We start from the raw sequence: 21225 nt of genomic DNA on the forward strand, positions 1-21225 counted from the left end.
GTAGAGCGGCAGGTAGCAGTAACAGTCGTAGTAGCCGTGAAAGAACCGTCCTTCCTGGCGGCCGTGGATCGGGTCGTCCGTGGCGTCCAGGTCGAGCGTGATGCGTGCCGGAGGCTTGGCGTGCGCGTCCAGGAAGAGATCGACGAACAGGTGTTCGATCGCGTCCGGATCGTGGGCGATCTTGCGGTACCGGTCGCCGTCGACCGGGGCGTGCTCCAGCCGGTTCAGCGTGCTTTTGCCGGCCAGCGGCGCGCAGCGGGCCCGGCGCGCCTCCAGCCTGCCGAGAACGGGCCCGAGCACCGGGTCACGGCGCAGGTCGTCGTGATCGTTCAGATCCTCGTAGCCGAGCGCGATGCCGAACACGCGCTGGCCGACCAGGGTGCGGACATCATGAACGACGCGACCTGCTGTCCGGCCATCCGTGAAGCAGGCGGCGAACCGGTCAACCAGGTTGATCGCCTTGTCGGTCGCGCCCAGCAGCAGCGCGCCGGCGTCCGAGGTGATCGCCCCACCGCCAAAATCCGCCACCAACTCGCGGCGATCGAGGCGTGCGAAAAGCATAGAGTCCGGGTTACACTGTGTCGGCATCGGGGGCTCCGCTGAGATCGGGTTAAGTGTCTGTTGGCGCTTACACTTTCGCCGATTTCAGACCCCGATGCACCTTCCTTCGTGAGAGATCCGGGTTAGCCGGCCGACGATATTGCCCCTTGTTCCGCACACAAAAAAAACGCCGCGCGTGCTTTGGGCACGCGCGGCGTTCCATTGCGGTAACTCCGGCGGAATGCAGCCGCGTTACGCCGCGTTGAGCAAGCCTTCGCGGGTGAGCTGATCGGTGAGCGCGTCGACGGCTTCCTTCGACGTCTCGACCAGACGGTCAACCTCCGCGCGGGTGATCGACAGCGGCGGGGCGAAACCCAGAATGTCGCCGTGCGGCAGGGCCCGGGCGATCAGCCCACGCTCCAGGCAGGCACCGGCGATCTTGGCGCCGACCTTATGGCCGGGATCAAATGCAGTCTGGCTGGCCGGGTCGGCGACGAACTCCAGCGCGGCCAGCAGGCCAACCCCGCGCACCTCGCCAACCAGCGGGTGACCATCGAACGTCTCGTGCAGACGCTGCTGCAGGTAGCCGCCGGTGTCGCGGGCATTGCCGGTCAGGTCCTCGCCTTCCAGGATGTCCAGGTTGGCCAGCGCCGCGGCCGCGCCCAGCGGGTGGGCGGAATAGGTGTAGCCGTGGCTGAACGGACCGAACTGGTCGGATCCCTGCTGCAGCACCTCCCAGACCTTCTCGCCGATCATCGCGCCCGACAGCGGCACGTAAGCGCTGGTCAGCCCCTTGGCGATCGTCACCAGGTCCGGCTTCATGCCGTAGTGCTGCGAACCGTAGTAACTGCCGGTCCGTCCGAAGCCGCAAACCACCTCGTCAGCGATCAACAGCACGTCGTGCTTGTCCAGCACCTTCTGGATTTCCGCCCAATAGCCCTCGGGCGGCGGGATGATGCCACCGGTGCCGAGCACCGGCTCGCCGATGAAGGCGGCGACCGTCTCGGGCCCCTCGGCCTCGATCTGCGCGTCCAACTCGGCCGCCAGCCGCTTGGAGAACTCCTGCTCGCTCTCGCCCTTGCGCGCATTCCAGTAGTAGTGCGGCGTGGCGGCATGCTTAATCCGCTCCATCGGCAGGTCGAAAGCCTGGTGGAACACCGGCAGGCCGGTCATCGAGCCGGAGCAGACGCTGGCGCCATGGTAGCCGCGCTGGCGGGCGATGATCTTCTTCTTCTCCGGCTTGCCGCGCACGTTGTTGTAGTACCAGACCAGCTTCGCCTGGGTCTCGTTCGCGTCCGAGCCGGACATGCCGTAGTAGACCCGCTGCATGTTGTTCGGCGCGTTGCGCAGCAGCCGATCCGACAGGCGGATCGTCGGCTCGTTCGAATGCATGGCGTAGGCATGGTAGTAGGCCAGTTGGCTCGCTTGCGCGTGGATCGCATCCGCGATCTCCTTGCGGCCGTAGCCGACGTTCACGCAGTACAGGCCGGCGAAGCCGTCGAGGTACGCGCGCCCCTTCTGATCGTGGATCGTGACCCCGGAACCACCGGTGACGATGCGCAGGTCGCCCAGTTCCCCGGCCGCATAGTCCTTGGCGTGCGTGAACGGGTGCAGGACGGACTGCCGGTCCATCTCCTCCAGCGAGAGATTGTGGCTGCGCTCAGTCATCGGTTTATCCCCTTGTGTTTCTCGTTGTCTGCTGCGGACGTCGTCTATCGATGCCCAGCCTTAGCCGCCCGCATATGGCAGCGTCGAGGCCGCAAGATGGCTTTCCGACGGTCATCACCGCCGGCCCGCATGGCTTCTGCGAACGCCCGCGATCCGCGCGTCCGGGTGTACCAGCGCAGATACCGTTTGTGTGTTCAAACCTGACCGGCTGTGACGGCAGGCCTATCGGGCGTCGGGCGGATACGCAGATAGGTTTTCTGCAGGCTGGCATCCGCGCTAAACGGCCACGGAACTAGGCCGATTGGCCGGCCGGTGGAGGCATCGTGTCCAGCGCCTCCGGCGGGTTCGCGCGGGGAGCGAAGGCGCGGTGCCCGCGCACCTCGTCGAAATGCTTGAGCGCCCAGTGCACGCTTGGAAACGCGAGCTCCGACCACGGCAACGCATCCCAGTCGAACAGGGCAACCTCCTGACTTTCCGGTCCGGCCGCAATGTCAGGCGTGGTCAGGCTAGCCCGGTAGATCAGCTGCACCTGACTGATCCGCTCGATCGTGTAGACCGCCAGCAACTGGTCGATTGCGATATCGGCGGTCGCTTCTTCCCAGGCTTCCCGACGCGCGCCCGCTTCGGCTCCCTCATTCAACTCCAGATAGCCTGCCGGGAGCGTCCAGTAGCCCACGCAGGGCGGAATCGCGCGGCGGCACAGCAGGATACGGCGATCGTATTCGACCACCGAGCCGACAACGATCTTCGGGTTCTGGTAGTAAACGAAGCCGCAATCGCCGCAGACGAGACGCTCTCGGTCGTCACCCTGCGGAATCTTCCGGACGAATGGGGAATCGGGCGCGGTCATGACGGCTGGGAGTGTGGCGCCCGAACCGGTCGCCGGCAAGGCGCGGCCGGGCCCCCTACCTCCCGGCCGCACGTCGCCCGCCAGGGCAACGGGTGAACAAGACCTTTCGTATCCGTGCCTACACGCGGATGTCGAGGAAGGTGCCGCGCGGATAGCTGGTGCCATCGGCTGCGGCGCGCGCAGCGGACGCGCTCGGATCGGTGGGCCGGGCGGCCTGTGCGGCGTCCGACTGGGTCTTGCCTTGGATCTGCGCGGGGTCGGTCGGCTTCGCCGCGGCCTTGGCCTGCGCCGCCTGCCCTGGCTGCTGTGGCTTCGCCAAACCTTCCAGGGCCCGGAAGAAGCTCAGGCCCGGACTGACCTGTCCGTTGGGTACCTGCATGGCGTTGTCTTGCGCTCCAAATGACGACGCATCCGCCGAGTCGCTAACGCGTCGAGAATTACGATACGTGGTTTAGCCCGACGGCTCTTAAAGGTCGGTTAATTCGCCGCACGCGCCGTAGGCCGAGCGCGTTCGATTTTTTCTACAATTTGAGATAGTTACGACGTTTCTGCCCACACCGTCTCGCTTAAAATCACCCCGGAAACCGGCGTGCATATCCGTAATTTTCCTGCTATTTCGGTGCGTTAGTCCTTTCTTAACATCGCTTGCATGAAATAACAGTTGTCAGTTTTCGCCAAGTGCGCACAGGGCGGGACAGATGGCCTGAAGCGCTTCCGTGCAAGGGCAGTGGGGGATGTTCGGGATGCGTCGCGTCTGCTGAAGGCGTGCGACGGGCGGATCCTCGACAAGGCATCGATTATGGCACAACCCGATCACGTTGCAGATCTGCTGGAGCTTGCCCGCGACCGGTCTCTGGCCGCCCGGCAGACCCTTGTCGACATGATCGGCGACCTCTTCTGCGAGCGCAGCTCGGTCCTAAGCGAACGCGAGCGCGCGCTGATGACCGAAATTCTGGAAAAGCTGGTCGGCGGATTCGAAACCGACGTACGCCGGCAGCTGGCCGACCGGCTGGCCGACAAACCGGCCGCCCCACCCGGTCTGCTCGATGTCCTGGCAAACGATGAGATCGAGGTGGCGCGCCCGGTGTTGATGCGTTCGCGCGTCCTGCGCGAGGCTGATCTGATCGCCGTCGTGCGCAACCGAACCCGCCAGCACCAGCTGGCCGTCGCGATGCGCCAGGAAGTCAGCGCGCCGGTCGCGGACGCGCTGGTGGGAACCGGCGACAGCGGCGTGATTGAAGCGCTGTTGCGTAACGAAAGCGCGCAAATCTCGCAAGCCACGATGGATTATCTGGTGGAGCAGGCGCAGACGGTCGACAGCTTTCAGGAACCCTTGGTCTGGCGCGGCGATCTGGCCCCGGCGCTGGCCCAACGCCTGTACTGGTTCGTCTCGGCCGCGCTGCGGGAACGGCTGCTGGCCCGCTTCGACATTCAGCCAAACGCACTCGACGACGCGCTGGAAGCTGCCACCCAAGTGCTGACCGATACCGTCGAGACGCATCCCGACCAACCGACAGCGGCGCAAAAGCTGGCCCGGCACATCGCCCAGACGCATGGCATCGACCAAGCTCTTTTGCTGAAGACGCTACGCGCCGGTGAGATTCCGTTGTTCGAGGCGCTGTTTGCCGAACTAAGCGGCATCCGCCCACCGCGCCTGCAGCACGTGTTGTACGAAACCGGCGGCAAAGGGCTGGCCATCGTCTGCAAGGCGCTGGACATCGACAAGGCAACCTTCACCCCGATCTACCTCCTAAGTCGCAAGGGCGAGAGCGGCGCGCAGGTCGTCAATCCCAAGGCGCTCTCCAGCGTGATGAGCTTTTTCACCAGGGTCCGTATGGCGGACGCTCAGGAGGTGTTGCGCAGCTGGCAACGCGACCACCGCTATCAGGACGCCCTCCTGACACTCGCGGAGGACCTCTGTGTCGATTCCGGACGGCCCTAACAGCGCAGACAACGATGCGATGGCCGCTGGCCCGATATCCACGGGACTGGCGGATACGGCTCCCGCGCACACGCAGGCAGCGTACACGCAGCCGGCGCGCGACGAGACGGCGGCCCTGCGCGCCGAGTTGGCCCGCACGCGCGCGCGGCTCGACGACATCTCCCGCCTGGTCTCGGACTGGATCTGGGAGGTCGACCGCAACGCACGTATCGTCTCGGTTTCGCCACGGGTCATGGCGGCCCTGGGCTATCATCCGATGGAGCTGGTCGGCCGCCCCTTCACCGAGGTGATCGGTCTTGAGCTGCCGATCACGGCCTCCCATCCCGACGGGCCGGTCCACGCCCGCCCGTTTCGCGACCGGGAAGTCCAGATCACGAACCACTGCGGCCAACCCCGGAGCTTCCGGCTGTCGGGTCTGCCGGTGTTCTGTCAGACCACCGGCCGGTTCGAAGGCTACCGCGGCACGGCGCAGGATGTGACCGAACTGCGCGCGCGCGAAGCCGCGCTTTTGGAAGCCAAGAACACCGCCGAGGAAGCCAACCGCACGAAGAGCGATTTCCTGGCGCAGATGAGCCACGAGCTGCGCACGCCGCTGAACGCGATCCTGGGCTTTTCGGAGATCATGCAGAGTGAAGCCCTGGGCCCGATCGGAACGCCGCAATACAAAGGCTACATCGCCGACATCGCCACCAGCGCCCAGCACCTGTCCCAGATGATCAACGACGTCCTCGACGTCGCCAAGCTGGAGGCGGGCAAGTTCCAGATCTACGAAGACGTGGTGAACCCCGCCGAGTTGATCGACCGGGCGCTGCGGATCGTCACGCCCCGCGCCCGCGACGCCGGCGTCGAGCTCACAAAACCGCAGATTCCAGCCGGCATCACCCTGCTCGCGGACGAACAAAAGCTGCTACAGGTGTTGCTGAACCTGCTGTCAAACGCGATCAAGTTCACGCCCAGCGGCGGGCATGTGTCCTTGAAAGCCGAAGTCGACGGCACAGGTGCGTACGGGCTGTCGATCACGGACACCGGAATCGGCATGAGCGCAAAGGATCAGGAGGTCGCGCTCTCTCCGTTCGGGCAAGTCGATAGCTCGCTCTCCCGCCGCTACGAAGGAACCGGGCTCGGCCTGCCGCTGTCGAAGGCGCTGGTGGAACTGCACGGCGGCCGGCTGGAGATCGACAGTGCGCCCGAGGCCGGGACGTCCGTGCGCGTTACCCTGCCCATCGGGCGGGTCGAAGCGGCCGCCTGACGGAGCGCCGCCTCTTACGCCGGATCCCATTGCGGCGCCCAGGACGGATCGATGACCCGCGTGCCGCCCATCAGCTGAGCGATCCGCGCCTGATCCTCCCGATCCAACGCGAAATCGAAGATCTCGAAATTGGCGCGGGCGTGCTCGACCGAAGACGATTTCGGGATCGCCGCAACGTCGCCCTGCTCGACCAGCCAGCGCAGCGCAACCTGTGCGGCCGTCTTGCCGTGCTTCTCGCCGATCGCCTGCAGCGTCGGATCGTTCGGCACCCGCCCCTGGGCGAGCGGACAGTAAGCGGTTAGGAACAGCCCCAACCGACGTGCTTCCTGAAGCACCGGCTGCTGGTTCAGGAAAGGGTGGTATTCGACCTGGTTGCAGACGATGTCCGCGCCGTTCTGCTCCACAGCTTCCTGCATCAAGCCCACCGTGAAGTTGGACACGCCGACGTAACGCACCTTGCCGGCGCGCTGCAGATCCGCCAGGGCGCGCAGCGATTCCGACAGCGGCACCCTCGCGTTCGGCCAGTGGATCAGCAATAGATCCAGATAGTCGGTCTGCAGCTTGGTCAGACTGTCGTCGGCGGCCGCGGTCAGGTCATCGTAGTGCAGTTGATCCATCCAGACCTTGGAGGTCAGGAACACCTGATCGCGCGGCACTTCCGATTCCCGGATGCCGGCGCCCACGGCCTCCTCGTTGCCGTACCTTTTGGCCGTGTCGACATGGCGATAACCGATCGACAGCGCCGCTTTCACCATATCGCGGCAAACCGCCCCCTCGAGCGTGAAGGTGCCGAAGCCGAGCGCGGGCACACGCACACCGTAGGAGGAAATGATCGTCTGTTGATCGGTCGTCGCCGTCATGCTCGTTCCTTCGCCGTCGGTCGTCTTGTCACTCTTGAGGTTTCGCCCAAAAGATGGGAATCCCCCTGCGATAGCGCCAGGGGCGTCACGGAAGCGTCATCCGGTCTGCCGTCGATCAAGGAGGTCAGCCGTCGCGGGTCTCCATCCAGGCGAGCGCCTTTGAGATCCAGCCGGGCTCCAGCCGGTGCCCGCCATCGTGCAGGCAGACCTTGAGCCGGCCGCGCGCACACGAGGTCCACATCCGGCATCGCAGCCCGTCGTCCGTCCCCTGTCGATCGGGTGCGGCCGGACAGGCATTGTGCCGCTTGAGCAGGCCAAGCGCGCGCACCGTATCGCCCTGCCGCCAATTGTCGCCGATCGGGCGGCCTTCCAGCGGCACCACCTCGTCGCTCAGACCATGGATATGCATTAGATCGATGCCCGGGGCCGGACAGGCCTCCGGCAGCGGTCGCCAGAACGCCCCCGCGACCGCCGCAAAGGCCGTGTAGTCGCCGCCGCGATAGCAGGCAACGTCCCAAACCATCGACGCGCCCTGCGAGAAGCCCGCGAGGAGCAGCGGCTTACCGGCCAGGGCGAACCGCTGCACGGCGTCCCGGCGCACCTGCTCCAGGAAAGCCAGCTCGTCGCGGTCGTGATCGGCGGGAGAGCCAACGTGGTTCCAGGTGCCGTCCCGACCGTGCGGGGCGATCAGCAGATGGCCGGCCGACTGCACCGCCCGGACCAGGGCCGCGTTCTGGATCACCCGACGACCGCTACCCTTGTAGCCGTGCAGGAAGATCACCGCCCCCTGAACCGAACGGTCATCCGCCTTTGGCACGGCGGCGGAGTAGTAGCGGCCCAGCTCGACCCGGCACGGCGCGTCGACGCCGCCGCAGGCATCGGCATCCCCCGGTATCAGATAAGCCGCCGCAAACATCCCAAGGGCGGCAAGGCTGGCGCGCCACCCCACCGTCAATCGACCCGCGAGCCGGTCGCGCGCTGGGGAAAGCCGGCTTGCCCCGTGCCGGGCTCGTCACCGGCGCCCCGGGTGCGGGTGGGCACTGGCGCACCGGGCCGCCGCTCCTCCGGGATCGCGCAGACGCCCAGACGCGCCAGCCGGCGCCCCAGCCTGGGCGACGAGCTGACGACCGTCATCGGGACGGCAAGCAGCAAGCCGATTAAGACCGGCGCCGCCCAGGGCAGCACGGCCGGCGCGAACGCCGCGAGCAAGCCACCGGCAAGCAGCCCGAATGCCGTCTGCGGCCACATGCCCGTCACTGCATCGCGCCAGGACACCCGGTGACCGTCACGCACCTGCGCTTCCCACTTGACCTTGCGCCCCAGGGCCAGGCCGGCGACGAACACGCTCTGTGCCAGCATGACGACCGGCGCGATCAGCATGGAGAACACGAGCTCCGCCAGCCCGCCGCCGAGCACGTGCAACGCGCCGCCGTAGGCGCGCCGACGGCTGGGATCGAGCAGGGCGTGGGTGTAGCCGATCAGCTTGGGCGCGAAGGTGATGCCCATCATGGTGACGAACAGGGCGATCGCGACCTCCGGGCCCGGCCGCCCCATGAAGCCACCCATCTCCAGCTGCGGGCCGAAAGTGCCAATGACGGCCTGGCTCATGCCCAGGATCATGAACAAGAGCCACGCCGGCGCGCCGGTGTACATCAGGATGGCCAGGGTCAGGTTCACCCGGCCCATGCCGGTGAACCATGGCTTCCCGAGCAGTTTCAGGTACTGCATGTTGCCCTGGCACCAACGCAGGTCGCGCTTGATGAAATCCGGCAGGGTCGGCGGCATCTCCTCGTAGCTGCCGCCCTCGACGGGCAGCACCCGGACCTCATAGCCGCCAGCGCGCATCAGCGCGGCTTCCACCTGATCGTGGCTCAGGATGTCGCCGCCCAGCGGCGGCGTGCCCGGCAACGGCTCCAGGTGGCAGAACTGCTTGAAGGCGTCGGTACGGATCACCGCGTTGTGGCCCCAGTAGGGGCAGGAACCGCCCTGCCACCAGGCCGCGCCCACGGTATGCACCAGCATGCCGTGGCGCATGCCGAACTGGAAAAGACGCGCGAACGCGCTCTCGGTCGGCATACCCACAGCCAGCGACTGCAGAATCCCAAGCCGCGGGTTGGCGTCCATGATCCGCACCAGCCGATCGACCGTGCGCCCGTGCATCGCACTGTCGGCGTCGAGCACGACCATGTAGTCGAAATCCTGACCGCGGGTCTCGACGAACGCCCACAGGTTGCCGGCCTTGTAGCCCTGGTTTTCCGTGCGGTGGCGGTAGTGCAGCCGCGCCGCACCGTCCGCGTCCGCGCACTGCCAGGCACGCAGGCGGCGCTGCTCGTCCGCGCGGATTTCGGGATCGGTGCTGTCGGACAGCAGGAACACCTCGTAACGACCGCCCACCCCAAGGCTATCCAAGGAGGCTAGAAGCTTTTGCAGATGGCGGAAGACGCGATCGGTGTCCTCGTTGAACACCGGCATGACGATCGCCACCCGGGCGCTTGAGCGTTTCACCCGGTTGCGATGAAACGGCGCCACCACGTCCAGATGGTTGCGGGCGGCCAACATAACGGCGGCGCCGATCACGGAATTCCAGAAGCCGATCACCACCATCGGAATCGACAGGCAGAAACACAGCAGCAGCAGCGATTCCACCGGCGCCAGACCGTCGCCGGCCAACAGCGCCGCCATCGTGGCGACCGCAGCCAGCCAGGTGCCCCCGCACAGCGTCGCGAACGCCGCCCGGCGCCAGCCGATTCGCTCGTGAGAGCTGGAGGGTTTCTCACAGCTGTCAGACGCAGTGTGAATGTCCTGACTGTGGAGGTGTTCCGGACGCCCGGCAGCTGTCCGGCCGAGGGACGCGGCGCCGGTGCCGTTGGGCAAGCTGCTGTCAGTTGAGACGCGCATCGATCGCTCAGCCATGCCTGTCCTTTCGCCGCGTTCGCGGACGGTTGTTCTAGCGGTGCATGCCGGCAGCTACGGTTCCCCCGATCCGCAGGTCCTAGCCGGACAGAAGATCAGCCTGGACCCACGACCTGCCAAGTCAGATCATCGACTTGACACCCTTTTATGCGAAATAGACCGCTGGCCACGCTTGGTCGCCGCCATGCAGATCGTATCCAAATCCACATAAGCTTACGGCTATCCACGGCGCGCGGATGACCTGAATATACTTATGGTCAGGGGCCGGCGGAAACGTTCTCCCCCCACACGCTCCGGAAGCTGCCTTACAGCGGCTCCGGGCCGGCCTCTCCGGCACGTCGATAGAAACAGCTGCGCGCCCCAGTGTGGCAAGCCGCGCCGGTCTGCCGAATCAACAGCAGTAGCGTGTCGCCGTCGCAGTCGACCCGGGCCTCGACCAGTTCCTGGATGTGCCCGCTGGTATCCCCCTTGCGCCACATCGCCTGCCGGGAGCGCGACCAGTAGGTCACCCGACCGCCCGTCAGGGTCGCGATCAAGGCCTCGCGGTTCATCCAGGCGAGCATCAACACCTCGCCGCTGTCGTGCTGCTGGGCAACGACGGGGACGAGGCCGTGGCTGTCGAACGCGACCGCGTCAGCGAAAGCGACCGCAGCCGTCTCGCTCAGCCGCAAAGCATCCACCTCATTGCTCATGTGCACGTTCATGATGACTTAACCCATCGACGGTGTAGTAGAGATCGGCTAGACGGGCGCCCGCTGAAACTTCCTGACGGGTAACCCCCACGTGAAGCGGTACCCCCCTTGGCGTGCGGACATCAGCCCTCATATCAGGGAGAGTCCCAAAATCCCACGCCTGCGTTTCGCAAGCGCTACGGAGGACGCCGAGCCAGGGGGTTGCCCTGGCGCGCCATCCCCGTCAAGCTGAGACGAGGCAGATACGTATAGCCGAGGAGCCATGAGCAAGTCCGGCGACGGCAACAACCAGCAGCAGACCCTCTACTGCTCCTTCTGCGGCAAGAGCCAGCATGAGGTGAAGAAGCTCATCGCCGGTCCGGCCGTTTTCGTCTGCAACGAGTGCGTCGAGCTCTGCGCGGAGATCATCCACGACGAGCAGAAGCAGAGCTTTACCCGCGGCGACGGCGGCCTGCCGACACCCCAGCAGATCAAGCAGGTCCTGGACGAGTACGTGATCGGCCAGGAGCATGCCAAGCGCGTGCTCTCGGTCGCGGTGCATAACCACTACAAGCGCCTGGAACACGTCGCAGGCGAGAACGACGTCGAGCTGTCGAAGTCCAACATCCTGCTGATCGGCCCCACCGGCAGCGGCAAGACCCTGCTGGCGCAGACGATGGCGCGCATCCTGGACGTGCCGTTTGCTATCGCCGACGCCACCACCCTGACCGAATCGGGGTACGTCGGCGACGACGTGGAGTCGATCATCCAGAAGCTCCTGCAAGCTTCCGACTACAACGTCGAGCGCGCGCAGAAGGGCATCATCTACGTCGACGAGATCGACAAGATCACCCGCAAGTCGGATAACCCGTCGACCACGCGCGACGTCTCCGGCGAAGGCGTGCAGCAGGCCCTCCTGAAGATCATGGAGGGCACCACCGCCTCCGTCCCGCCGCAGGGCGGGCGGAAGCATCCGCAGCAGGAGTACCTGCACGTCGACACGACGAACATCCTGTTCGTCTGCGGCGGTGCCTTCGCGGGTCTGGACAAGATCGTCAGCCAGCGCGGCCGATCTTCCTCGATCGGCTTCGGTGCGGACGTGCGCGCGCCCGAAGAACGCCAGACCGGCGATCTGCTCAAGGACACCGAGCCCGAGGATCTGCTGAAGTTCGGCCTGATCCCGGAGTTCGTCGGCCGTGTGCCCGTGGTGGCCACGCTGCACGATCTGGACAAGGACGCCCTGATCGACATCCTGACCAAGCCGAAGAACGCCCTGGTGAAGCAGTACCAGCGCCTCTTCGAAATGGAAGGCGTCGAGCTGGAGTTCACCGAGGGCGCGCTGGAAGCCGTCGCGGAAAAGGCGATCGCCCGCGGTGCCGGCGCCCGTGGCCTGCGTTCGATCATGGAGAACGTACTGCTTGAACCGATGTTCGAGCTGCCAGGCTACGAGGATGTCGAGCGTTTGACGGTCACGCGCGAGGTGATCGAAGGGACCGGCACGCCGGTCTTCACCTACCGCGACAACCAGAAACAATCACAAGGCGGCGGCTAACCTCCGCCGGCCCCGGATGGAACAAGGCCCGGCACATCGCCTCGTGCCGGGCCTTTTTCTGTGCACGGCACCCCGGCCGTGCCCCCTGTTCCTCTTCTCTTCCTCAAGGGAGGGAGCGTGCCTTCCCTGCGCTCTCTCACGCCCGCCCACCAAGCCGCATGCTCAACCGACGAATCGCGCCCACCGCCTGGCTCTACCTCGCCGTCTACCTGCTAACTCTGGTTGACGCCCTGCGCCCGACACCGGTCGTGGCGGGCATCGCGGCGGTGGGGTTGATGACGTTCGTCATCCTGCAGGCGCCCGCGATCCGCATGCCGCAACGCATCGCCGCCGCCGTGCTGATCACGGCCGGGCTGGCGGCGGCCTGGAGCCGGGACGGGTCTGCGGGCGCGCTTGCCGACCTGATGAGTGGGGCCGAACGGGCGCTGCCCTTCATGGTGCTGTTTGCGGCGGTGATGTGCCTGCAGGTGCCCGCCCTCGCCAGTCCGTCGTTCCGTCAGTTGGGCGAACGCGTGGTCGCCCAACCGCCCGGTCGGCGCTTCCTGATGCTGGCGTTCGCCGGGCACTACCTGGGCGCCGTCCTCAACCTTGCCGGGCTGCAGCTGGTCGCCAGCCTGCTCGACCCGGACATGCGCCCGCGCCTGCGCCGGCGTCTGACGCTCGCGGTGGTGCGCGGGTTTTCGGGCGCGGTCATGTGGTCGCCCTTTTTCGTCGGCATGGGCGTGATCCTGACGGTCGTGCCCGATGTCTCGTGGCTGCAACTGGCCCCCGCGGGGCTCGCGATCGGCAGCGGGCTGGTCGGGCTTGCCTGGGCCCTCGACCGGACAACACGCGGGCCGCGCGATCCCAGAGGCGACCGCCCGGCGCCACCGGAAGGCAAGCTGGGCCGGGGCATCCTCGGCGTGCTGACGATCTTCGCCACCCTAACCGCATCCGTGGTCGCCCTGTCCGAGGGCGCGGGCCTGTCGATCGTGATCTCGCTCGGCCTGATCGCCCCCACCCTTTCGATCGTTTGGGCCGCCCTGTTGCGCCGCACCGGCGCGGCCGAGCCGGCGCCAGTGTTGAGTAGCGTGGTCACGCACCTGCCTGGCCTGCGCAACGAGGCCGCGCTGTTCCTGGCGGCCACCGTGTTCGCGGTCGGCGTCAGCCACGCCGTGCAACCGGATGCCGTTGCCGGCAGTCTCGGCCTGGCCGACTGGCCATCCGCCTTGCGCGCGGCCGTGCTCGCGGTCACCGGCACGTTCTTGGGGGGCTTGGGCATACATCCGGTGGTGCTCGCGATCCTGGTGGGCGACGTGCTCGGTCCAGCAGCCCTGGGACTGAGCCCGCTTGCGGTGGCGCTGCTGTTGGCGGTGATCTGGGGCATGGGCACGCAGATGTCGCCCTTCTCGGCAACCGTCATGCACGTCTCCCGGATGCTCGACGTTTCGGTGTTTCGGGTCGCCTGGTTGTGGAACGCGCCCTATTGCCTGCCCGCCGCCGCCCTGGCCGGGACGGCGGTGGCCGGAGTCGCCGCCCTTCTCGGCTGATCGCCCCCAGGGGTCTGGACGACCAACCGGTCGATGCGGGAGCATGGGCGAAACGGCGTACTGTTACAGGAGGCGGCGCCCATGGACCGCATGCCCCACGAGCCGGTGCCCGGCCTTTTTGTCGTCGACGGCCACCGTCCCGTTCCAACGGCTCAGCCGCCCCGGCCGCCACAGCCCCCGCAACCGCCCGAAGAAGAACCGCCCGGCCCGGACGAGACGCCCCCCGTACCGCCGGAGCATGAGCCCGATCCCCCGATCGAGGAGCCGCCCGGCGGCCCCGGCCCGGAAATTCCACCGGACATCCCCCCGATGGAAGAGCCGCCCCAGCCACCCGGCATGCAGGCGTTCAACGGTCGCGGTTCGAGTGAATGAGCCAGGCACCGCCGCGCTACCTGCCGGCGCGGGCATTGCCCCCCTATGCCTACTTGCCGTACCGCGACCCGGCGGGCCGTCATCCGCATCCCGTACGCGACCCCGGCGGCCATGTCCGCAACGGCGCCCCCGGCCCCGAGGTCACCGGTCCGCCGGACCCTGATGCCTGGCGGAGCACGCCGGCTTTCCTGTGGGGCATCGATCTGTTCAACGCCGGTTACGCCTGGGAGGCGCACGAGGCGTGGGAGGATCTATGGCGCGCCGCCGACAGGCCGGAGGCGGCCGAACTGCTGCACGGGCTGATCAAATTGGCCGCCGCCGGCGTCAAAGCCGGTGTCGGCAATACTCGCGGCGTCGCGCGCCACGCCACCGCCGCCGCGGAGCTGTTCGCCCAACTCGCCGCGCAGGGACATGACCGCCTGTTCGGTCTCGACCCGCATGCGCTGGCGCGCGCGGCACAAGCCTGGGCGGAGCAGCCGGACACAGGGCTCGCCACCGCCCCGACGTTGCGGCCGGACGATAAGCCCGCCGCGACACCTTAGCGCCGTGGTCAACAACCCTATTCGGGCGTATCATTCTGGATGGAGGGTGTTTGAGCTGAAGGGCACGGGAGAACACGCTATGGCGATCGACGAAGAACGCCTGACCACCACGGAACTCGAAACGTTGGCCGCGCTATCGCTAGCCGGCGACGACGTCACGATTGCCGGTCTGGGCGACCTGCTCGATGTCGACTGGGACACTGCCGACACCCGCGTTGGCGCGCTTGAGGCCAAGGGCGTGGCGGTCGCGCGCGAACGGCGGATGACCGGCGAACGCGCCTTTCTCGCCGAAACCGACCGGCTGGACTGGTTCCGCGCCCGCGCGATCCTGTACAGCGAGCCGGAGCGGCCGAATGCCCTTCCCTATCCGCGTCCGGAGACGGCGACCGACCGCCGGATCGAGGCCGGCGCCTTCGTCGTCCTGATCGCAGCGCTCGTGGGCGGCATTGGCTATCAAGGCGCGCGCGTCATCCCGCCGGAAACCGTCGCCCAGGCCGCCGTCCTGCTGGAGTGGCTGCCGACGTTCTAAGCCCACCGCCCGCACACCGCACTGCCCCCAATCCCTTCAGGAAGAAGGGATTGGGGGGATGCGAGCGCCGGGGCGCCGCTTTTGTTCCGTTACGTCTCCAGCCGGACCACGAGGTCGTGCTGCTCGACGCGGGTGCCGGGCTGCAGGACGATCTCGGAGACCTTGCCGTCGGTCTGGGCGTAGACGGCCGTTTCCATCTTCATCGCCTCGATCGTGAACAGGCGGTCGCCCTCGGCGACCTTCTGGCCCGGCTGGACGGAGATGCCGACCAGCATGCCCGGCATCGGCGCGCCAATCTGGCCGGGGTCGCTCTCGTCCGCCTTTTGGTTGGCGCGCCCCTGGGCGGCCAGGCTCTTATCCTGCACGGTGACGGTACGCGGCTGGCCGTTCAGCTCGAAGAAGACGGTGCGCCGGCCTTCCTGGTCGGCTTGGCTAGTCGTTAGGTAGTTCACGATCAGCCGCTTGCCCTCCTCGATCTCGATCGCGAACTCCTCGCCCACGTTCGGGCCATAGAAGAACTGCGGGGTGGGCACGCGGGACACGTCGGAATAGGTGCGCTCGTGCTTGACGTAGTCGAGCGTAACGGCCGGGTACATCAGATAACTGGCGAGCAGCTTGTCGTCCGGCTTGCGCCGGGCCTTCTTCTCCAGGTCCTGGCGCTCGGCGTCCAAGTCGGTCGCCGCCAGCACCGCGCCAGGCCGCTCGGTCATCGGCTGCTCGTCGCCCAGCACCTTCTGCTGTAGCCCCTTGGGGAAGCCGCCCACCGGCTGGCCGATCTCGCCGCGGAAGAACTCCTTCACCGAGTTGGGGAAGGCGATCTCCTTCTCGGGGTCGAGCACCTCTTCCTTGGTCAGGCTGTTGGAAACCATGTAGAGCGCCATGTCGCCCACAACCTTGGAGGTCGGCGTCACCTTGACGATGTTGCCGAACATCTCGTTGACTTGCGCATAGGCCCGGGCGACCTCCGGCCAGTGCGCCTCCAGGCCCATCGCGCGCGCCTGCTCGGCCAGGTTGGTGTACTGCCCGCCCGGCATGCCGTGCTCGTAAACCTCGCTCGCGCCCGCGCGCATGTCGGGCTCGAACGGGCGGTAGTATTTGCGCACGCCGCGCCAGTAGTCGGAAACCTCCAGTAGCGCCTCCTTGTCCAGCCCGGTGTCGCGCGCACCGCCGCGCAGGGCAGCCGCGATCGAGCCCAGATTGGGCTGCGAGGTCAGGCCGCTCATCGCGTCCATCGCCGCGTCCGCGGCATCCACGCCGGCTTCGCTTGCTGCCAGCACGCTGGCCGCGGCAATGCCGCTGGTATCGTGGGTGTGGAAGTGCACCGGGATGCCGATTTCCTGCTTCAGGGCGGAGACCAGCTGGGTGGCGGCGGCCGGCTTGCACAGGCCGGCCATGTCCTTGATGCCCAGGATGTTGGCGCCAGCGGCCTCCAGCTCCTTAGCCAGGTTGACATAGTACTTGAGGGTGTACTTATCCTCGCGCGGGTCGGTCAGGTCGCCAGCGTAGCAGATCGCCGCCTCGCACAACTTGCCCTGCTCGCGCACGGCATCCATCGACAGGCGCATGTTCTCGACCCAGTTCAGCGAGTCGAAAATGCGGAAGACGTCGACGCCGGCCTCCGCGGCCTGGGCGACGAAGAACTTCACCACGTTGTCCGGGTAGTTCTTGTAGCCGACGCCGTTGGCCCCGCGCAGCAGCATCTGGAACAGTACGTTCGGCACCTGCTGACGCAGCCGCGCCAGACGGTCCCAGGGGTCTTCCTTCAGGAAGCGCATCGAGACGTCGAAGGTCGCCCCGCCCCAACATTCCAGCGAGAACAGCTCGGGCATCCGGCGGGCGTAGTGCGGCGCGGCCGAGAGCAGATCGTAGGTGCGGAACCGCGTGGCCAGCAGCGACTGGTGGGCGTCGCGCATCGTGGTGTCGGTCAGCAGCAGCCGCTTCTGGTCGAGCATCCACTGCGAGAAGCCTTCCGGACCCAGCTCGTCCAGCTTCTGCTTGGTCCCGACCGGCGGGTTGATGTCGGGCAGATGCGGCAGGCGCGCGGGCGGGCAATCGCCCGGCCAAGTCCGCCCCGCGACCTCCGGGTTGCCGTTGACCAGCACGTCGCCCAGGAAGGACAGCAACCGGGTCGCCCGGTCGCGCCGCGGCGGGAAGTCGAACAGCTCTGGGGTGTCGTCGATGAAGCGGGTGGTGATATCGCCGCCGCGGAACTTGGGATGGGTGATCAACTGTTCCAGGAAGCGCAGGTTGGTCGCCACGCCGCGAATCCGGAACTCCCGGATCGCCCGCTCCATCCGCTTGGCCGCCTCCTCCGGGGTCGGCGCCCAGGCGGTCACCTTCTCCAGCAGGGAATCGTAGAACGGCGTGATCACGGCGCCGGAGAAAGCCGTGCCCCCGTCGAGACGGATGCCAAAGCCGGTCGCCCCACGGTAGGCGGCGATCTGGCCGTAGTCGGGGATGAACTTGTTCTGCGGGTCCTCGGTCGTGATCCGGCACTGGATGGCGTGGCCGAACAGCTCGATCTCGTCCTGCACCGGCACGCCGCTATCCGCCTCGTCGCCGATCTTCGAGCCCTGAGCGACCCGGATCTGCGCCTTCACCAGGTCGACGCCGGTGACCTCCTCGGTGACGGTGTGCTCGACCTGGATGCGCGGGTTCACCTCGATGAAGAAGAACTCGCCACTGTCCGCATCCAGCAGGAACTCGACCGTGCCGGCGTTCACGTAGCCGGCGGTGCGCGCCAGCTTGACGGCCGCGTCGCACAGCGCCTGGCGCGTCTGCGGCGCCAGATCCGGGGCCGGTGCGCGCTCGACCACCTTCTGATGGCGGCGCTGCAGCGAGCAGTCGCGCTCCCACAGGTGCACGACCGTGCCGTGGTGGTCGCCCAGCACCTGCACCTCGATGTGCCGGGCGCGGCGCACCAGCTTTTCCAGGAACACCTCGTCGTTGCCGAAGGCCGCCTTGGCTTCGCGACGGGCGGCGGCGATCTCGTCCGGCAATTGGTCGCCGTTCTCGACCACGCGCATGCCGCGGCCGCCGCCGCCCCAGCTCGCCTTCAGCATCACCGGGTAGCCGACCTGTTCGGCGATCCCGCGCACCTCGCCATCATCATGCGGCAGAGCGCTGGAAGCCGGCATCACGGGAATCTGCGCCTTCTCCGCCAGGTGGCGCGCTTCCATCTTGGAGCCGAACTGCTCCATCACCTCCGGCGGCGGGCCGATGAAGGTGATCCCGGCATCGCGGCAGGCCCGGGCGAAGTGCGGGTTTTCCGACAGGAAGCCGTAGCCCGGGTGAATCGCATCCGCGCCCGACTCGCGCGCGATCCGAAGCACCTCGTCGATGTCGAGGTAGGCGCTGACCGGCTCCTGCCCGGCGCCAACCTGATAGCTCTCGTCCGCCTTGAAACGGTGCAGGGCGAAACGGTCCTCGTGGCTGTAGATCGCCACGGTCCGAATGCCCATCTCGCTCGCCGCGCGGAACACCCGGATGGCGATCTCGCTGCGGTTCGCGACCAGAAGCTTGTTGAACGTTTTAAAGCCGGACGTGCTTTCGGCCATGCGGTCAAAGCCCTCGTTTACCAATCGACTGACGTAAAAGGAGGGCAGGATACCCCGCCCCCGAATGCGCACCATGTTCGCAGGTGCAATACGGCGCGCGCTACAGTTTTACGAACGCCCGCCGGGGTCAAGCGTGCGCTACCACGCCTCGTGATGCGCCAGACGCGTCGTTCGCAGCGTAGACAAAGCACTTCGTCTGAGCCCTCTCCCACGCGCGGAGAAGCCCCTCATACCGCAACTGACTGTGCGGGCTCAGTAATTCCCGCGATAGCGCGGGCGGTTCTGCGTGGCGACGTAGAAGTCGACCAGCGTGGCGAAGTCGAACACCGGCAGGCCGGTCGCCTGCTGCACCGCATGGCCGTAGGGCGTCAGGTCCGCGCATTCCAGCAGGATCGCGCCCATGTCGGGATGCACGTCGAGCATATGCCGGGCCAGTTCGGCGATATCGCGTTCCAGCGCGTCGGTGTCGACCGTGCCGCTGTCCTGCATGAACGGCTCGTCGAACGACGGATAGCGGTCCATCCCAAAGCCGTGGACCGGATCATGCTCCGGATCGACACCGGCCAGCCGCAGCAGCTCCGGCGTCAGGCTGCCCTGGCTGGCGGTCATCACGCCCACAGGGCGCGTGCGTGCGAAGGCGGAGAGCATCATCGGCAGCTGCAAGAGCGAGGACAGGAACACCGGCACCCGCACCGCCCGCGCGGCCGCCTCCTGGTGGCGCAGCAGGAAGCCGCAGTTGGAGGTGATCCCGCGCACCCCCTGGGCTTCCAGATCCTTGGCGGTTTCCACCACCGCCTCCCGCAGGTCCGACTCGTTGCGGTAGATCAGCCGCTCGATGTCGCAGCCCGGCACGGTGCGGTAGAGCACCGGGTATTTCCAGGTGGAGGCGTTGCCGACATCGCCCGGCACGAACGGCTGCTCCACGTCGAGCAGCAGCACGCCCAGCTCGTGCCCGTAGGATTCGGCGCGCTTGCGGGTGTGGTAGATGGGCATGGACGCAATCGCGCTCCCTTGGTCGCCGTGGCGCCGTCATGCTGGCACGGGCAGTCGCCCGGCGGCAGGGGGCGGCGCTAGTCCTTCACCACCAGCGGCCGGGGCACGTCGGCCAGGCATTCCGCGCCCTTGTCCGTGACGCGGAAGGTCTCGGAGATTTCCAGGCCCCAGTCGTCCATCCAGATGCCGAGGATCATGTGGAAGCACATGTTCTCCTGCAGCTCGGTACGGTCGCCGGGGCGCAGGGACATGGTGTGCTCGCCCCAGTCGGGCGGGTAGTTGCAGCCGGTGGAGTAGCCGATCCGACTGTCCTTGGTCAGGCCGTACTTGGCCACGCATTCGCGCCAGGCGTACTCGACATCCTCGCACAGCGCGCCCGGCTTCACCGCGTCGAGGGCGGCGTCCATGCCTTCCAGCACCCAACTGGCGGCATCCGACAGCTTCTGCGGTGGCTGACCGAGAAACACCGTACGCGCCTGCGGGCAGTGATAGCGCTGGTGGCAGCCGGCGAGTTCCAGGATCGTCGCCTCGCCCCGGTTGAACGGCTGATCCGACCAGGTCAGGTGCGGGGTCGAGGTGCCCTCGCCACTGGGCAACATGGGAACGATCGAGGTGTAATCGCCGCCATACTCCGGCGTGCCGGAGATCTGCGCGTGTATGATGTCGGCGGCCGCGTCGCACTGGCGCACGCCTTCCTGCACCCGCTCGATCCCGGTGGTCATGCACTTCTCCAGGATGCGCGCGGCCCGGCGCATCAGATCGATCTCCGCCTCCGACTTCACCGCGCGCACCCAGTTGACGAGCAGCGCGGCGTCCTGGAAGCGGGCGTTGGGCAACTGGTGGTGCAGCGAGAAGTAGGAGGTGGCGGTGAAGTAGTAGCTATCCATCTCCAGGCCGATCACCTGCTCGCCCCAGCCCCAGGCGATGATCCGGTCGGCCACATAGTCGAACGGGTGCTTGATCAGCGACTGCACATAGTCGTCCGGGTAGCCGATGATGTTCTCGCGGGTCAGGTAGGTCGTCACCTCCGCCGCGCGCGCGTCCATCTTACGGCCGATCCAGATCGGCTGCGCCGCTTCCAGGTGCACCAGCACCAGCTGCGGCACGTAGAACGACCAGCCGTCATAGCCGGTCAGGTAGTTCATGTTCGCAGGGTCGGTGACCAGCAGCAGGTCGATGCCGCGCTCGTGCATGCGGGTCTTGGTCGCGTGCAAGCGGGCGTCGTATTCGGCTTGGCTGAACTGCATGACGGTCGCGGTGTCCCTGAAAAGCGCTGGCCGGCCGTGCGCGGAGTCATCGGGCCGGATCAAGGCGCCGGGTGTCGGGTTGTTTAGTCCCGGACCATTCACCTTTTGACAGGCAATCGGCGCAGAGACCACTCAGGCGCTGTAGCTCACTGAGAAGACCCTGGCAAGTGGGTGTCTGATCCCAAGCATTCCGCAGTTTCCTTGCGGCCGC

The 21225-nt window shown here is 66.9% G+C and carries 18 protein-coding genes; 7 read left to right on the forward strand and 11 right to left on the reverse strand.

The features are described from left to right. The 4 genes from RHOSA_RS0100005 to RHOSA_RS0100020 all read right to left on the reverse strand — a co-directional run. On the reverse strand, window positions 1–588 hold a 588-nt coding region (locus RHOSA_RS0100005; RefSeq protein ID WP_037256707.1), incomplete at its 3' end, for a transposase. Window positions 589–792: 204 nt separating this feature from the next. Then, window positions 793–2208 carry an aminotransferase gene (locus RHOSA_RS0100010; RefSeq protein ID WP_027287067.1) on the reverse strand — a complete coding sequence of 472 codons (1416 nt, stop codon included), beginning with the start codon at window positions 2206–2208 and terminating at the stop codon, window positions 793–795. Window positions 2209–2500: 292 nt separating this feature from the next. Next, window positions 2501–3058, reverse strand: coding sequence for an NUDIX hydrolase (locus tag RHOSA_RS0100015; RefSeq protein ID WP_027287068.1), 558 nt, complete (start codon window positions 3056–3058; stop codon window positions 2501–2503). A gap of 118 nt (window positions 3059–3176) precedes the next feature. Continuing rightward, the gene (locus RHOSA_RS0100020) at window positions 3177–3437 is read right to left on the reverse strand and encodes a hypothetical protein (RefSeq protein ID WP_027287069.1); all 261 of its coding nucleotides are present in this window, start codon (window positions 3435–3437) and stop codon (window positions 3177–3179) included. A 420-nt stretch (window positions 3438–3857) separates the two neighbouring features. Between RHOSA_RS0100020 and RHOSA_RS19385 the strand changes: the two genes are divergently transcribed. Both RHOSA_RS19385 and RHOSA_RS23870 read left to right on the forward strand, forming a co-directional pair. After that, the gene (locus tag RHOSA_RS19385) at window positions 3858–5000 is read left to right on the forward strand and encodes a DUF2336 domain-containing protein (protein WP_156092431.1); all 1143 of its coding nucleotides are present in this window, start codon (window positions 3858–3860) and stop codon (window positions 4998–5000) included. 19 nt (window positions 5001–5019) lie between these two features. Beyond that, window positions 5020–6249 (forward strand): sensor histidine kinase, encoded by a 1230-nt coding sequence (locus RHOSA_RS23870; RefSeq protein ID WP_051431638.1) that lies wholly within the window; start codon window positions 5020–5022, stop codon window positions 6247–6249. Window positions 6250–6263: 14 nt separating this feature from the next. On the opposite strand, the gene RHOSA_RS0100035 is transcribed toward RHOSA_RS23870, so the two are convergent. The 4 genes from RHOSA_RS0100035 to hisI all read right to left on the reverse strand — a co-directional run bounded on the left by RHOSA_RS0100035 (window position 6264) and on the right by hisI (window position 10714). Continuing rightward, complete coding sequence (locus tag RHOSA_RS0100035) at window positions 6264–7109, reverse strand: aldo/keto reductase (RefSeq protein ID WP_037255388.1); 846 nt, start codon at window positions 7107–7109, stop codon at window positions 6264–6266. A 124-nt stretch (window positions 7110–7233) separates the two neighbouring features. After that, entirely contained in the window at window positions 7234–8025 is a 792-nt protein-coding gene (locus RHOSA_RS19395; protein WP_051431639.1) for a CE1 family esterase, read from the reverse strand. A 35-nt stretch (window positions 8026–8060) separates the two neighbouring features. Beyond that, a complete protein-coding gene (gene mdoH / locus RHOSA_RS19400) occupies window positions 8061–10022 on the reverse strand; it encodes a glucans biosynthesis glucosyltransferase MdoH (protein WP_081728326.1) in 1962 nt (653 codons plus the stop codon). A 305-nt stretch (window positions 10023–10327) separates the two neighbouring features. After that, complete coding sequence (gene hisI / locus RHOSA_RS19405) at window positions 10328–10714, reverse strand: phosphoribosyl-AMP cyclohydrolase (RefSeq protein WP_051432367.1); 387 nt, start codon at window positions 10712–10714, stop codon at window positions 10328–10330. Window positions 10715–10976: 262 nt separating this feature from the next. Between hisI and clpX the strand changes: the two genes are divergently transcribed. The 5 genes from clpX to RHOSA_RS0100075 all read left to right on the forward strand — a co-directional run bounded on the left by clpX (window position 10977) and on the right by RHOSA_RS0100075 (window position 15217). Then, window positions 10977–12245 carry an ATP-dependent Clp protease ATP-binding subunit ClpX gene (gene clpX / locus RHOSA_RS0100055; RefSeq protein ID WP_027287071.1) on the forward strand — a complete coding sequence of 423 codons (1269 nt, stop codon included), beginning with the start codon at window positions 10977–10979 and terminating at the stop codon, window positions 12243–12245. A gap of 158 nt (window positions 12246–12403) precedes the next feature. Beyond that, window positions 12404–13774 (forward strand): hypothetical protein, encoded by a 1371-nt coding sequence (locus RHOSA_RS0100060; RefSeq protein ID WP_027287072.1) that lies wholly within the window; start codon window positions 12404–12406, stop codon window positions 13772–13774. An 81-nt stretch (window positions 13775–13855) separates the two neighbouring features. Next, window positions 13856–14146, forward strand: coding sequence for a hypothetical protein (locus tag RHOSA_RS24975; RefSeq protein WP_156092435.1), 291 nt, complete (start codon window positions 13856–13858; stop codon window positions 14144–14146). Beyond that, entirely contained in the window at window positions 14143–14688 is a 546-nt protein-coding gene (locus tag RHOSA_RS0100070) for a DUF309 domain-containing protein (protein ID WP_027287073.1), read from the forward strand. Before RHOSA_RS24975 ends, RHOSA_RS0100070 begins: the two co-directional genes overlap by 4 nt. Window positions 14689–14767: 79 nt before the next feature. Further along, complete coding sequence (locus tag RHOSA_RS0100075; protein ID WP_027287074.1) at window positions 14768–15217, forward strand: hypothetical protein; 450 nt, start codon at window positions 14768–14770, stop codon at window positions 15215–15217. Between the two features lie 89 nt (window positions 15218–15306). On the opposite strand, the gene RHOSA_RS0100080 is transcribed toward RHOSA_RS0100075, so the two are convergent. The 3 genes from RHOSA_RS0100080 to RHOSA_RS0100090 form a co-directional block, all read right to left on the reverse strand. Then, the gene (locus RHOSA_RS0100080; protein ID WP_027287075.1) at window positions 15307–18774 is read right to left on the reverse strand and encodes a pyruvate carboxylase; all 3468 of its coding nucleotides are present in this window, start codon (window positions 18772–18774) and stop codon (window positions 15307–15309) included. Between the two features lie 252 nt (window positions 18775–19026). Beyond that, window positions 19027–19767 (reverse strand): aspartate/glutamate racemase family protein, encoded by a 741-nt coding sequence (locus tag RHOSA_RS19410; RefSeq protein WP_051431641.1) that lies wholly within the window; start codon window positions 19765–19767, stop codon window positions 19027–19029. A 77-nt stretch (window positions 19768–19844) separates the two neighbouring features. Beyond that, on the reverse strand, window positions 19845–21014 hold the full coding sequence (locus RHOSA_RS0100090) for a M24 family metallopeptidase (protein ID WP_027287076.1): 1170 nt from the start codon (window positions 21012–21014) through the stop codon (window positions 19845–19847). Window positions 21015–21225 lie beyond the last annotated feature (211 nt).

This window comes from Rhodovibrio salinarum DSM 9154, assembly GCF_000515255.1.
Lineage (GTDB): Bacteria > Pseudomonadota > Alphaproteobacteria > Kiloniellales > Rhodovibrionaceae > Rhodovibrio > Rhodovibrio salinarum.